Origin of the sequence: Flavobacterium nitratireducens, assembly GCF_029625335.1 — a bacterium.
GTDB lineage: Bacteria > Bacteroidota > Bacteroidia > Flavobacteriales > Flavobacteriaceae > Flavobacterium > Flavobacterium nitratireducens.
The window spans coordinates 97,736-111,035 of the sequence record NZ_CP121111.1; the positions used below are offsets into that span (position 1 = coordinate 97,736).

General features: G+C 33.4%; 11 protein-coding genes and 2 pseudogenes. 6 read left to right on the forward strand and 7 right to left on the reverse strand.

All coding sequences use genetic code 11. The features are described from left to right. From P5P90_RS00475 to P5P90_RS00495, 5 genes and pseudogenes are all read left to right on the forward strand, one after another. Window positions 1–150, forward strand: coding sequence for a CcoQ/FixQ family Cbb3-type cytochrome c oxidase assembly chaperone (locus P5P90_RS00475; protein WP_379775702.1), 150 nt, complete (start codon window positions 1–3; stop codon window positions 148–150). A gap of 21 nt (window positions 151–171) precedes the next feature. Beyond that, complete coding sequence (locus P5P90_RS00480) at window positions 172–1,074, forward strand: cbb3-type cytochrome c oxidase N-terminal domain-containing protein (protein ID WP_278035309.1); 903 nt, start codon at window positions 172–174, stop codon at window positions 1,072–1,074. 91 nt (window positions 1,075–1,165) lie between these two features. Beyond that, window positions 1,166–2,583, forward strand: a pseudogene (ccoG, locus tag P5P90_RS00485) (cytochrome c oxidase accessory protein CcoG). Between the two features lie 32 nt (window positions 2,584–2,615). Then, window positions 2,616–3,071 carry a FixH family protein gene (locus tag P5P90_RS00490; protein WP_278035310.1) on the forward strand — a complete coding sequence of 152 codons (456 nt, stop codon included), beginning with the start codon at window positions 2,616–2,618 and terminating at the stop codon, window positions 3,069–3,071. Between the two features lie 58 nt (window positions 3,072–3,129). Continuing rightward, window positions 3,130–3,831, forward strand: a complete 702-nt coding sequence (locus P5P90_RS00495) for a sulfite exporter TauE/SafE family protein (protein WP_278035311.1) — start codon at window positions 3,130–3,132, stop codon at window positions 3,829–3,831. Window positions 3,832–3,893: 62 nt separating this feature from the next. Here P5P90_RS00495 and P5P90_RS00500 read toward each other — a convergent pair whose 3' ends face one another. From P5P90_RS00500 to nhaA, 7 genes and pseudogenes are all read right to left on the reverse strand, one after another. Further along, window positions 3,894–4,268, reverse strand: coding sequence for a multidrug resistance efflux transporter family protein (locus P5P90_RS00500; protein ID WP_278036451.1), 375 nt, complete (start codon window positions 4,266–4,268; stop codon window positions 3,894–3,896). 217 nt (window positions 4,269–4,485) lie between these two features. Further along, entirely contained in the window at window positions 4,486–5,286 is an 801-nt protein-coding gene (locus P5P90_RS00505) for a hypothetical protein (protein ID WP_278035312.1), read from the reverse strand. 253 nt (window positions 5,287–5,539) lie between these two features. After that, window positions 5,540–6,904: an oxygen-independent coproporphyrinogen III oxidase gene (hemN, locus tag P5P90_RS00510; RefSeq protein ID WP_278035313.1), complete on the reverse strand. Its 1,365-nt coding sequence runs from the start codon at window positions 6,902–6,904 to the stop codon at window positions 5,540–5,542. Window positions 6,905–7,072: 168 nt separating this feature from the next. After that, on the reverse strand, window positions 7,073–9,031 hold the full coding sequence (locus P5P90_RS00515) for a DUF349 domain-containing protein (RefSeq protein WP_278035314.1): 1,959 nt from the start codon (window positions 9,029–9,031) through the stop codon (window positions 7,073–7,075). Between the two features lie 194 nt (window positions 9,032–9,225). Next, the gene (locus P5P90_RS00520; RefSeq protein WP_278035315.1) at window positions 9,226–9,849 is read right to left on the reverse strand and encodes an alpha-ketoglutarate-dependent dioxygenase AlkB family protein; all 624 of its coding nucleotides are present in this window, start codon (window positions 9,847–9,849) and stop codon (window positions 9,226–9,228) included. A 38-nt stretch (window positions 9,850–9,887) separates the two neighbouring features. Then, a pseudogene (locus P5P90_RS00525) lies at window positions 9,888–11,193 on the reverse strand (TIGR00341 family protein). Continuing rightward, entirely contained in the window at window positions 11,193–12,350 is a 1,158-nt protein-coding gene (gene nhaA, locus P5P90_RS00530; protein ID WP_278035316.1) for a Na+/H+ antiporter NhaA, read from the reverse strand. The pseudogene P5P90_RS00525 and the gene nhaA overlap by 1 nt, the downstream one beginning before the upstream one ends. A 145-nt stretch (window positions 12,351–12,495) precedes the next feature. Between nhaA and yaaA the strand changes: the two genes are divergently transcribed. Continuing rightward, window positions 12,496–13,254 (forward strand): peroxide stress protein YaaA, encoded by a 759-nt coding sequence (yaaA, locus tag P5P90_RS00535; RefSeq protein ID WP_278035317.1) that lies wholly within the window; start codon window positions 12,496–12,498, stop codon window positions 13,252–13,254. The last annotated feature ends 46 nt before the right edge of the window (window positions 13,255–13,300 follow it).

A 13,300-nucleotide genomic window follows, 5' to 3' on the forward strand; every position in this document is an offset into this window, starting at 1 on the left:
ATGGAAACTATAGCAGGAGTGGAGATTTATCCAATACTGTCGTTGTTGATTTTCTTTTCCTTCTTTGTGGGATTAGCACTTTGGGTTTTCTCCTATAAAAAGGAAAAAATCGATGAAATGAGCGAAATTCCATTAAGAGATAGTTTGTAGTATAATTTCAAAATAAGTAAAATGAAAAAATTAATCCCAGCATATGTAAGAGTACCAGTATTTTTCTTCATCATCTTTGGTGCTATAGAATATTTTATTGACTCTGGAGATAGGGCAGCCTTTATCAAATACCCTATGGTTGACCTTGTTTTAGTGATAATTTTAGTGCTATTGATTGCTGTAGAAATGGTAATTAGCGCTGCAGATGCTATCGTTTATCAATTGTTGCCAGAGGAAGAAAAAGCAAGATTAGCTGCCGAAGAACAATTGCCACTTAAAGAATCAACTTGGTTTAAAAATTTGATGAAAAAGTTAACAAAGAGCGTTCCTATCGAAAATGAAGGTAGCTTGCTGTTAAACCACGATTACGATGGTATCAAAGAGTTAGACAATAATTTACCACCATGGTGGGTGTATTCTTTCTATGCTTGTATCATTTTTGCAGCAATTTATTTGGTTCGTTTTGAAATTTTAGGCGCTGATAACCAGGAAATGGAATTGAAAAAGGAATTGGCTCAAGCCAAAATTGAAGTGGCAGAGTATATGAAAAATGCTCCTGATTTGATGGATGAAAAAACAGTAACGCAACTTACAGAACCTGCTGATCTGGCTATTGGAAAAGCAACTTTCGAAGCTAATTGTGCCGCTTGCCACAGAGCCGATGCAGGAGGGCAAATTGGACCCAACTTAACCGATGATCACTGGATTTTAGGCGGAGGAATTAAAAATATTTTCAACACGATTACTAATGGTGGTCGAGACGGAAAAGGAATGATTTCTTGGAAAGGGACATTGAAACCTAAAGAAATCCAAAAAGTAGCCAGTTATATTATGTCTTTAAAGGGAAGTAATCCTAAAGATGCCAAAGAAGCTGAAGGAGAAATTTGGGAAGAAGAAAGTTCATCAATAGCCGAAGCAAAATAGTAAAAGTTATTACAAACCATTAAGGTATTAAGAGTTATTATGTGTAAACTTAATACTCTTAACTTTCTTAATGGTTTAAAAAAGATACAAAATGTCAAAGATAGCCAACGAAGCTTTTAGAGATAGCATTGGAACGATTGATAATGAAGGGAAACGGAAATTTATTTACCCTAAAAAACCTTCCGGAAAGTTTTACGACTACCGCAAGTGGGTGAGTTATTTTTTGTTGCTAATTCTTATTTCGAATCCGTTTCTGAAAGTAAATGGAAATCAGTTCATGATGTTCAACATTTTAGAGCGTCGCTTTAATATTTTTGGTTATCCATTTTGGCCTCAGGATTTTTATCTGGTTGTGCTTTTTATGATTATTGGGGTAGTATTTATTATTCTGTTTACGGTAATCTTTGGACGTATTTTTTGTGGTTGGATTTGTCCGCAAACTATTTTTTTGGAAATGGTCTTTCGAAGAATAGAATATTGGATTGAAGGCGATAGGGGAGCTCAAATGCGATTAGCAAAACAGGAATGGAATACCGAAAAGATTAGAAAAAAGCATTAAAATGGACGGTTTTTTTGATGATTTCTTTCGGAATTGCCAATGTATTTTTAGCCTATTTGATAGGAAGTGATAATCTGATTGAAATAATTGGAGACAATCCTGCTCATCATTTAAAAACCTTGATTTCGTTATTGATTTTTACTGGAATCTTCTATTTTATTTTTGTGTGGTTCAGAGAGCAGGTATGTATTATTGCCTGTCCATACGGCAGGTTGCAAGGGGTACTTTTAGATAATAAATCAATAAATGTAGCCTATGATTTTGTTAGAGGCGAAAAAGAAACCGGACGTGCAAAATTCAATAAAAAAGAAGATAGAACCTTAACTGGTAAAGGAGATTGTATCGATTGCCGTCAATGTGTGAATGTGTGTCCTACGGGAATTGATATTCGAAACGGTACGCAGCTGGAATGTGTGAATTGTACCGCCTGTATCGATGAGTGTGATACCATCATGGAAAGTGTGGGATTGCCAAAAGGGTTGATTCGCTATGCATCGGAAGATGAAATTGAGAAAAAAGCGCCTTTTAAATTCACCACCCGAATGAAAGGGTATACCGCAGTTCTTACTATTTTAGTGGGAATGTTAATAGGTTTGTTGTTCTTGCGAACAGATGTTGAGGCGTTGATTTTACGATTACCAGGTCAGTTGTATCAGCACAAAGGGGAGAACATCAGTAATGTGTTTACCTATAAAATTATCAACAAAACTAACGACGATTTTAATGCAATTCACTTTAAATTAAAAAATATCAAAGGAGAATTAAAAGTAGTAGGAAAGCAAACTTTGCGAGTACCGAAACAAGGAATGACTAGTGGAACTTTATTTATTGAAATCAATAAATATTTGCTAGAAAGCGATAAAACAAAATTAAAAATAGAAGTCTATAACGGTGATAAAAAAATAGAAACTACCAGTACTAGTTTTTTAAGCCCGAGAAGTTTTGATTAAATAAGGATTGTTTTCTTCAAAAAAATAAGAGTATGAAAAAAATAAATTGGGGAACAGGATTAGCCATAGCCATTGCACTATTCATAAGTTTTATATTGTATTTTGTGATTAAAGTTCAGTCTAATTCGAAATACGATAATGAATTGGTTGTTGAGGAATATTACAAACACGATGCCCGTTTTCAAGAAGAAATGGATCGTGTACAAAATGCACAGGATTTAAAAGTAAAACCAATTATAACCAAAACCAGCGAAGGAATTACAATTGAATTCCCAAAGGATTTTAATGCTACCCAAATTACAGGTACTGTGTCCCTCTACAGACCGTCTAACAAAAAATTAGATTTCGATACTCCGATTTCGTTGTCTAATCCAACTTTGCTCATACCTAAATCAAAATTGGTAGGCGGTCAATGGGACATTAATATGGAATGGCAGTATGCCGGCAAAAAATACTTGACTAAAGAACCGATTTATATAAGTTTATAGTTTATAGTTTAGAACTGTAACTATAAACAACAAACAATAAACTCCTAACAGAAAAAAAATGCTTTACACCGCTTTGTTATTCGGACTAATTAGTAGCCTACACTGTATTGGGATGTGTGGTCCTATTGCTATGATGTTGCCTGTAGATCGAAGTAATCCGAGCAAAAAGATAATGCAGATAATGAGTTATCATTTAGGGCGAATTTCGGCTTATGCAACCGTAGGTTTCGTTTTTGGATTATTAGGAAAAGGTTTTTACATGGCTGGGATGCAGCAAAAAATGTCGATAATTATTGGCTTTTTAATGATTTTGGTGATACTAATTCCTGAAAAAACATTTGCTAACTATAATTTTTCCAAACCGGTATTTCGATTGATTGCTAAAGTCAAAGAAGCTTTAGGGAAACAATTTAAAAAGAAAACCTATCAGTCTCTTTTTACCATTGGTTTATTAAATGGTTTTTTACCTTGCGGAATGGTGTATGTGGCTTTGTTTGGAGCCATTGCCATGCAGAGTAGCAGTCTTGGGGTTTTGTATATGATTTTGTTCGGATTAGGTACCGTTCCTTTGATGAGTTCAGTGGTTTATATTCATTCGTTCATCAGTTTAGGTATGCGAAACCGTATTCAAAAACTAATCCCTTTTGTAGTGGTTTTAATAGGTTTTTTGTTCATTTTAAGAGGATTAGGTTTGGGGATTCCTTATGTGTCACCCGCAACAGTAAGTTTGTTTGTACAAGCGAATCCTAATTGTCATTGAGGTTTTTTTTATTTTAATAGATTCGGTTGAAAAGCGGCTTTCTTTTTAGGAAGCCGTTTTTTTTATTCTTTCTTCAAGCTATGCAAAAGCATACCAATAATAACTAATACTATTCCAATGATAGAAAACAGGTCAGGCAAATGTATTTTTAATAGAAGGATTTCTCCAAGGAGCGCAAAAAGCACTTCTACCGATTGTGTAGCTTCAACTGACGCTAAAGCTTTTTCCTCTTTTTGTACTTTATCAGTTGCCATAAAGAAAAGAACCGTTGCAATCACTCCAGAGCATAGCGCTACAACCAATGTCTGTCCCAATTGCGGTATACTAGGTAATTCGTTGATGGTGAATCCATAGAGTGATAACCCAAACCAAAAGGGCAAACTAGCCAGCGTCATTCCTAAAGTTCGTTCCAAAGCATTTAATTTTCCATTTGTAATTTATACGATAAAATTACAGTAGAAAATTCAGTACGGTTTTTAGTAAATATTTTAAACCTTCAAAAACATTATTGTAAGCCATTTTAATTTTAGTCTTTGGCATTACTAAAAAATAAACCTCTTTTAAATCGGTTTAAAAGAGGTCGAATTTTATGTTTTTTAGTCGAAATTTGTTTTTAGTGGAGGTTTGTAACAGCTTCGGCTATTAGCTTTCGTTTTAATGTTCTAGATACCAACGAACATAGCTGTCTGTTATTTTTTTTAAATTAAATGCTTTGTTTGTAATTGTATTATGAAAAATTAATTCTCTTATTTTTTCATTGACTACGAGATTTACATAGCAATATACATTCAGATAGTTTCTATTATAATATTTGATTAATGGTTGTCCAATAATATTATTATTAAATAAAAAATCGTATGAAGTAATATTGTTTTGTGATGTAATTGTAATTCTAGCATAATCAAAGGAACCAATCACGCGTATTTGATTATTTGTTAAATTCATTGTTGACACATATTCATCAAACCTATTGAATTTTTGTATTGAGTCAATTACATCATTTCTATTTTCACAATCAAAAATTCCGTCACATTTTAAAATGAAGAACATATCCATTTCTCTACCAATTTTTTTTATTCTGTGACGTGAAGGTTTATCAATTTTTTGCTTTAAAAATGAATATGAAAAATTCTGATTATCAGTATTAAGATTATTTATTAATTCCAATAAGACTTTGTTGTCGCATTTTTTATTAAGATTTGTTATTGAAGAATCGTTACTGAATACAGTTGCATTGTTTTTTGATGTTTTCCAAAATTTATAATATTTTGCTAGCTCAAAACTTCCATTAGATATTTTTTCATAAACGAATTTTTCTGATTTAGCATATATACCATCAATAGGAAAACATTGGGCACCATTTCCATAATAGATTTCAATTTTTTTTATTGTGTCTAATGTTTGTCCAGAAGCAATAATTGAATAGAATGCGATAAAAAGTAATATTTTCTTCATGTTCTGATAAAAATGTAACCTAACGTCAACCTGTGAAATAAAACACAGACTACAAACAAATATAGCGTTTTAATTTTATCACCCAGAGCTTGTCGAAGGCTAAAATATAGTCGTTAAGCTAATCCATGAAATAGTGATTGTGAATTAGTATTGTCATTGCATGATGAAATAAAAAATCCGACTTGTGGTGAACAAATCGGATAAGGAAGTTATTGTGTTTGGTTCTCGACAACGCTCTAGCTTACAAAAGTTGTTATACTGTCATAGAAAACAAGGCGGTTTCAGGGGCTTTTCGTTTTAAATGCAGGTCAAAAGCCATACAGATATTTCGAACATAGGCTTTGCCTTTATCGGTTACCTGAATGCCGTTTTCTTTGATGATGAGGATGCCGTCGTTTTCCATTTCGCGCAATTGTTCTAGTACTTCCGGAATTTCAGGAAAGTAGTTTTCTGTTGTGTTCCAAGTAGTTTCAAACTGGCACATCAAATTCAGAATGTGTTTTCGGATAATCAAGTCTTCATCAGTAAGTTGATGTCCTCTAAAAATAGGCAGTTTGTCCCTTTCTAACAATTGGTAGTAATCGTCGAGGTTTTTCTCGTTTTGAGCAAAACTGTACCAGCTGTCACTAATAGATGATACACCTAGGCCAATCATTAATTGTGTTTTAGACGAGCTATAGCCCATAAAGTTACGATGTAATTGTCCGTTTTTGAAGGATTGGTATAAGCTATCAGTAGGCAGCGCAAAATGGTCCATACCTATTTCGTGGTAGCCGTTTTTTTGCAATAATTCTTTGCCTACTTGGTACAAAATTCGTTTTTCTTCATCTTTTGGGATGTCTTCGTCTTTAAAACCGCGTTGTCCATTTCCTTTTATCCAAGGCACATGGGCATAGCTGTAAAAAGCCAATCGATCGGGTTGTAGGGATTTGGTTTTTTCGATGGTATCCACTACGTTTTCGATGGTTTGGAAGGGTAAACCAAAAATAATATCGTGTCCTATGGAAGTATAGCCAATTTCTTTGGCCCAAAAACTTACTTTGGCTACATTATGGAAAGGCTGTTCGCGGTGGATGGCTTTTTGTACTTTTTCGGCATAATCCTGTACACCAAAACTCACTCTTCTAAAGCCTAAATCGTAAAGTTTTTGCAAATGAGCATAGGTGGTGTTATTAGGATGTCCTTCAAAACTGAATTCGTGATTTTCGGCTTTAATTGCATAGGTAAAAATACCATTGATTAAATCTTCCAGATTTTTAGTCGAAAAGAATGTTGGTGTTCCGCCGCCTAAATGAATTTCTTTGATAATTGGTTTTTCATCAAGCAGTTTGCAGTACAAACGCCATTCTTTTAAAACCGCCTGAATATAAGGTGATTCTACTTCGTGATTCTTTGTAATTCGCTTGTTACAACCGCAAAAGGTGCATAGACTTTCGCAAAAAGGAAGGTGAATATACAGGCTGATTCCTTCTTTGGTATTACTTTCTTTGAATGCTTTTTTGAAAGAGTTGGTCCAATTTTCATAAGTAAATTGGGTTTCATTCCAGTAAGGAACAGTAGGGTAGCTGGTATAGCGAGGACCAGGTACATTGTATTTTTGAATCAAAGAATTTTTCATGATCAATTATTTTACTTTCCAAAAGTAGTTCGATTAGAACGTACTAGAAATGATAATTGTCATACTTTGTGAGTTGTGAAATATAAAAAAATAAAACAGCGACTTTCAATTGAAAATCGCTGTTTTTATACTTCTAACTTCTTCTAACTTCAAACTACCTTTTAGAAATTACTCTTCTTGATTAAGGTTTCTAAGTTGTTTTAGTTTTTCTTTCCAGGTTTCTAAACTCTCTTTGTGGATAGCAATGTTTTTACGTACTTCTAGCACAATTGAATTTTCTTTTTTGGCATTTTTAGTGTTGGTAAAAAACTGAATGTTGTTTTCTAACTGGAAAATTTCGTTTTGTACTTCTTCAATCTTACGAATGATGAAAATCTTTTCGTTTTCTAGTTTTCTACTATCATTACTTTCCGAAAGGTTTTCTAGTTTGTTAGCAAAACGCATCATATCTGAATCTTTTTTGCTCAAACTTAGTTTTTCAAACAACGCATCTAGTATTTTATTGAATTTACCTTCAATATGACGTCTGGTAAAAGGAACTTTTCCAAAGCTTTTCCAATTCTCAATATGTTGTTTAATGGCATCCAAATCGGTTTTGTGGTCACCCACAAGTTGGAATTCTTTGAGGGTCTCTAAATAGGCTTTCTTTTTGTCGAAAGCTTCCATTTCTTCCGTATTGTGTTCGCTACGGTGTTCCTTTAAGCGGTCAAAATAATGGTTACAAGCTTCTTTAAATTCAGCCCAAACCTTGTCAGAATATTTTCTAGGTACATGGCCAATTTTTTTCCAATCTTCCTGAATTTGCTTCATGATTGGAGTTGTAGCAGCAAAATCTTCACTGTCTTTCAACTCGTTTGCTTTGGCAACCAAGGCATTTTTCTTGTTTAGATTTTCGTTTTGTTCTTTTTTAATGTCTTTGTAAAACGAATTTTTGAAGGCATTAAAGTTTCTAACAGCATTTTTAAAAGCAGCCCAAGTGTCTTCATTTACATCTGCAGGCACTTTTCCAGTTGAGAAAAAAGCTTCTCTTAAGGCTTCTACTTTTTCAATTTGAAGCAACCATTGCGAATGTGCATTGACTTTTATCGTAGCCAATTCTTCAATTTGAGCAATAATATTTTTCTTTTTCTCAAGATTTTCTAGCTCAGTTCCTCTCAATTTTTCGAAAAGGACTTCGCGTTTATCATGCATTTTTTTAGTTAAATCACTAAATTGATTCCATATTTCATCACGGAATTCTTTAGAAACAGGACCTAATTCTTCTTTCCAAATACGGTGTAAGTCTTGTAATTCTCGGAATGCTTTATTGATGTCTTCTTCGTGAAGTAGTTCTTCAACTCGTGCAATAATTTTTTGTTTTTGCTCAAGGTTGTGTTTAAAGTCTAAGTCTCTGGCTTCTCTGTCTAGGTGCAGATAATCGTAAAAATTTTCTACATGGAAATGATAATTGTTCCAAACGTGATTGTATTTGTCTTTTGGAATTGGACCTGCATTTTTCCAACGTTCTCTAAGTTCGTTAAAATGTTTTAGCGTGTCCTTAATATTCTCATTTGGATTGATCAACTCTTTTAGTTCTTCTACAATGGCTAAACGATTGTCTAGATTGGTTTTTAAACTATTTTGTAGACTTTTAAAGTGGGTATTTTTGTTTTCCTTATAAAGGGTATAAAATTGATCGAATTTTGATTTTAAAGGGAAATGATATTGAAAATCTTCTGTTGTGTCTAGATTTTCTGCAAAATATTCTTCCTTTTTTTCCTCTATAAAATGGTTGTATTTAGATAAAAAGGCCTTTTTAATTTCCTCTACATGCTCACGTATCGACATGACTGCTTCATTCGAAACCAGTTTTTGCAATTCATCGACAAGCGTTTCCATTGAAAGGCTGTCATAGTCAAGCATTGGAATTTCATGACGGCCTTTAAGGGTTTCGTCTTCGTGTTCTTCGGCATTCGAAGCCTCGATTTCATTTAAGGCTTGTTGCTTTTTTAAAACATCCGTGTTTTCTACTGTTTCTTCAGTAGCTAGGTCATTAGCTGCATCAGTAGTAGTTTGAACATCAGTAGCTAAGTTTCCATCTGTCTCCATATTCGTTTGTGACAGGTTATCATTCATTTCTTCTAACATTTTTTTAAATGTTTAAGGTTGCTGTAAATTGGTTAAATCGATGTGAAAGATACTAAAGGTCTCTTGAAAAACAAAATATTTCCTATGTTTATCACTTTTTATAGCCCAAACAAAATGAATTAAGGGGATTTTTCGTCAAATAAAATGCACAAATTAGCTTGTTTTACAAATTAGATTTGACTTTGGAAAAGAATTTATAAAGAGGTTTCGAAAGTATTGATAGTCCTAAAGGTCAAATTAATTCGGGCTTTTGCTATTTTTTTACTTGGAGGCAGGCGATGGAGCCAATGGGTTTGCGTTTCGTCTTTCATGACTAGTAAACTTCCGTTTTCTAAGAACAAACTCACGGTTTCTTTGGTGGATTTATGTTTGAAAGCAAATTTACGTTCGGCACCAAAACTCATCGATGCAATAGCACCATTTTTTTTCAAATCTTTTTCGGCATCGCTATGCCAGGCCATTCCTTCATTGCCATCATGGTATAAATTGAGCAGACAGGAATTGTAGGTTTCCTCTGTTTTTTCTTCGGCTAATTGTTTTAAGGCAAGTAATTCTTCGGTCCAGGGTAAGGCTTCTTTGGTAATTTTTGAATAACTGTATTTAAAATTGCGATCCCCGTACCAAGCCACTTTTCTTTTGGTAGTAATAAGTTGGCCAAAAATGATCGCTTCATCATTACGCCATTCAATTGTTTCTAATAAACGATTAAAATAAAAATGCGCTTTGTGGTAATCCATCACTTTTCCAAAATACAATACCATTCCATCTTTGGGTAAGCGGTTGTATTTTGGGTTAAATTCGGGATTAAATAAATCCATTTTTAAATTTTCTAAAGGGTTATTGTCGTAAATAGCTTTTAGTTTTGGCGATACATTTCGATATCTTTTCTAGATAAGCGCTGTTTCAACCATTGCATGATTTTGTTTTTTTCTGCTTGTTCTAATTCGTTTTTACTTTTATAAATAAGAATAGGAACTGTTCGTATACTATCAGTTGTAGCATTAAAAACATGATTTGAAATCGAGATGTTTTCTATTGTTGGGAACAAAATTTTCATTTCAGCCAGAAGTTTTGAGGTATTGTAATTATTGGCTTCAATTTGGTTTTTTAGTGAAAGAATCGTTACGTCTTTTTCACTTAAAGAGGATTTGTTAAAATTGATTTCGTTTAAGATGTCACTTTTTAAATCTGTCGTGTCTTGTTTAATAATCAGCTTTGTGTTTTTTAGATCGTATTCTTTTAGCCTATCGTTGAGTTCTTTGATTTCGGATTTGTTAAATCGTTTGCTAAGAAAACCCAATTCTAAACGTTTTGGATTTTTGTTAAAAACGGATTTTTTATAAACAATTGTGATGCCTTTTTCGGTAAACTCTTTTTCAGTAAAAACATTAATTTCATGTTGGAATTTTTTCTTCAAATAATTGATACGCAAAATAGATACTGGGAAGAATAAAAATAATAAGTAAGCTGCTGATGTAGTATTTTACTTTTTTCTGAGTGGTTTCGTCAAGTTGTTTTTTAATTGGGTAGGATAAGTATTTGACGATTAAAAAGGTGGAGATACATATAAAAATACAGTTAATCCCATAGAGATACATCGCTCCCAAAAAGTATTTTAAATTGGCTGTAGCCAAACCATAACCCGCTGTACATAGCGGTGGCATTAAGGCAGTTGCAATGGCAACACCGGGAATGGGATTTCCTTTTTCGACTCTTGTTATTGCAACAGCACCTACGATTCCTCCAAAAAAAGCAATAAGGATATCATAAATATTAGGAGAAGTTCGCGATAATAATTCCGGTTGAGCCTCTTTGAAAGGGCTTATAAAAAAATAGATGGTAGATACAATTAAACTAACAATTGTTGCAATGAATAGGTTTTTTAAGGACTTTTTTAATAACTCAAAATCATAGGTTCCTAAACCAAAACCAGCGCCAACAATAGGTCCCATTAAAGGAGAAATAAGCATAGCACCTATAATTACAGCTGTCGAGTTTACATTTAAACCTACAGAAGCGACAACAATAGCGCAGGCTAAAATCCATAAATTAGAACCTCTAAAAGAAATGTTAGTTTTTACAGTATCTAAAACTTTTGATTTATCCTCTTCCCCTTTGTGAAGGTTGGTATAAGAGAAAATTTTCGTTAGTATTGCTTGCATTATTTTTTTCGTAAATTTAGTTTTAAGGCAATAAAACCGATAATACCAGCGGTTAGTGAAGAGAGTAAAATAATAAATTTAGCATTGTTAATGATATGGTGATCATCAAAAGCCAATAAGGTTACAAAAATGGACATCGTAAATCCAATTCCACCTAGGAAACCAACCCCAATGATAGTTTTCCATTTTAAGTCTTTAGGTAATTTACATAGACCAATAGCAACTGCTAAAAAGCTAAACAAGGCAATTCCTAATGGTTTTCCAGCGATTAAACCCAACATGATTCCCTTACTGTAATGTAAGTGTAATGTTTCAGCAATATCTGAACCTAGAACGATAGCTGTATTGGCTAAGGCAAATAAGGGAAGGATAAAAAAGGCTACCGGTTTGTGTAAATAATGTTGCAATTGATAAGAAACCGATTTTTCGCTTCCATCTCCAAAAGGAATTACAAATGCCAATAAAACCCCTGTAATGGTAGCATGTATTCCTGAGTTCAGCATAAAATACCACATAATTACTCCACCAATAAGGTAAGGAATTAGGTTTCTTACTTTCATTCGATTAAGGATGAAAAGAACCAATAAAATAACTGCCGCAACTCCTAAATTGAACCAGAATATAGTTTTAGTATAAAAAATAGCAATCACAAGTATGGCGCCTAAATCGTCAATAACCGCAAGAGCAGTTAAAAATACTTTTAGGGATAAAGGAACACTGTTTCCTAATAAAGACAAGACTCCTAAGGCAAAAGCAATGTCAGTAGCCATAGGGATTCCAGCTCCCGATTGTGCCACAGTTCCCCAGTTGAGCGCTAAATAAATACCAGCAGGGACTAACATCCCTCCAAGAGCAGCAAATATGGGTAATAAGGCTTCTTTGATGTTAGAAAGTTCGCCAAGGTAGATTTCTCGTTCAAGTTCCAATCCAATGAGTAAGAAGAAAATAGTCATTAAGCCATCGTTAATCCAATATTCAAGGCTTTCTGTACCTATTTTCATGTGCCAAGTATGTAAATAGTCAGTTGAAAAAGCAGAGTTTGCCAGCAATAAAGAAACAATCGTGCAGGCGATTAATACCAGTCCACTGGATTTTTCATTTTCAAAGAATTCTTTAAATAGGTCTGTTTTGTAAAGGCGTTTAATTGTTTTTTTCATCTTAATGGTTTATTTCTCTTAACGATTTAGTAAGAGATGGAGAATCACAAAAATAGCGAAATACAATATTTATTAAAAGCTTTAGATTTTATTTTGTTTGCAATTAGTATTTTTGAATCAAGTTATAAATTTGTAATAAGCCTTTATGAAAATAGTTATATCCCCTGCCAAATCGTTAAATTTTGAGAGAGAATTGCCTACGGCTCAGTTTTCACAGCCTTCTTTTTTAAAGGAATCTCGTCAAGTACATAAAGTTTTAAAACAGCAATCTCCAAAAGAATTATCCGAATTAATGGCTATTTCGGATAAGTTGGCTGATTTGAACTGGCAACGCAATAAAGAGTGGAAAACGCCTTTTACCACTGAAAATGCTCGTCCTGCCATCTATACCTTTGATGGAGATGTGTACACAGGTTTAGATGCTTTTACGATTCCGGTTGAAAAACTGGAGGTGCTTCAGGATAAATTACGAATTTTATCGGGCTTGTATGGTATTTTGAAACCATTAGATTTGATGCAAGCGTATCGATTAGAAATGGGGACTAAATTGCCTATCGAAGACAAAAAAAATCTTTATGATTTTTGGAAAACTACCTTAACCAATGCTTTGAATAAAGAATTAAAAAAGGATGAGTTATTCGTAAATTTAGCCAGCAATGAATATTTTTCAGCTATTGATGCCAAAGCGTTGAAAGTTCCTGTAATCACTCCTGATTTTAAGGATTATAAGGATGGTAAATTAAAAATGATTAGTTTTTTTGCCAAAAAGGCTAGGGGAATGATGGTGCGTTATATTATCGATACTCAGGCAGAAACGATTGAAGATTTAAAAGGTTTTAATTACGAAGGCTATCAATTTGATGCTAATTTGTCTAAAGGGAATCATTTGGTTTTTACTCGATAGTTTTTTTTGAAACATATAAGTCATATAAGTTTTTGAATTTTTAAGT

What these genes read in the sequence shown, in the direction of transcription:
- P5P90_RS00520 (WP_278035315.1), bottom strand. Translation starts at nt 9,849, where the DNA reads ATGGATTTATTTAATCCCGAATTTAACCCAAAATACAACCGCTTACCC.
- P5P90_RS00475 (WP_379775702.1), top strand. Translation starts at nt 1, where the DNA reads ATGGAAACTATAGCAGGAGTGGAGATTTATCCAATACTGTCGTTGTTG.
- P5P90_RS00490 (WP_278035310.1), top strand. Translation starts at nt 2,616, where the DNA reads ATGAAAAAAATAAATTGGGGAACAGGATTAGCCATAGCCATTGCACTA.
- nhaA (WP_278035316.1), bottom strand. Translation starts at nt 12,350, where the DNA reads ATGAAAAAAACAATTAAACGCCTTTACAAAACAGACCTATTTAAAGAA.
- P5P90_RS00505 (WP_278035312.1), bottom strand. Translation starts at nt 5,286, where the DNA reads ATGAAGAAAATATTACTTTTTATCGCATTCTATTCAATTATTGCTTCT.
- yaaA (WP_278035317.1), top strand. Translation starts at nt 12,496, where the DNA reads ATGAAAATAGTTATATCCCCTGCCAAATCGTTAAATTTTGAGAGAGAA.
- P5P90_RS00495 (WP_278035311.1), top strand. Translation starts at nt 3,130, where the DNA reads ATGCTTTACACCGCTTTGTTATTCGGACTAATTAGTAGCCTACACTGT.
- P5P90_RS00480 (WP_278035309.1), top strand. Translation starts at nt 172, where the DNA reads ATGAAAAAATTAATCCCAGCATATGTAAGAGTACCAGTATTTTTCTTC.
- P5P90_RS00515 (WP_278035314.1), bottom strand. Translation starts at nt 9,031, where the DNA reads ATGTTAGAAGAAATGAATGATAACCTGTCACAAACGAATATGGAGACA.
- hemN (WP_278035313.1), bottom strand. Translation starts at nt 6,904, where the DNA reads ATGAAAAATTCTTTGATTCAAAAATACAATGTACCTGGTCCTCGCTAT.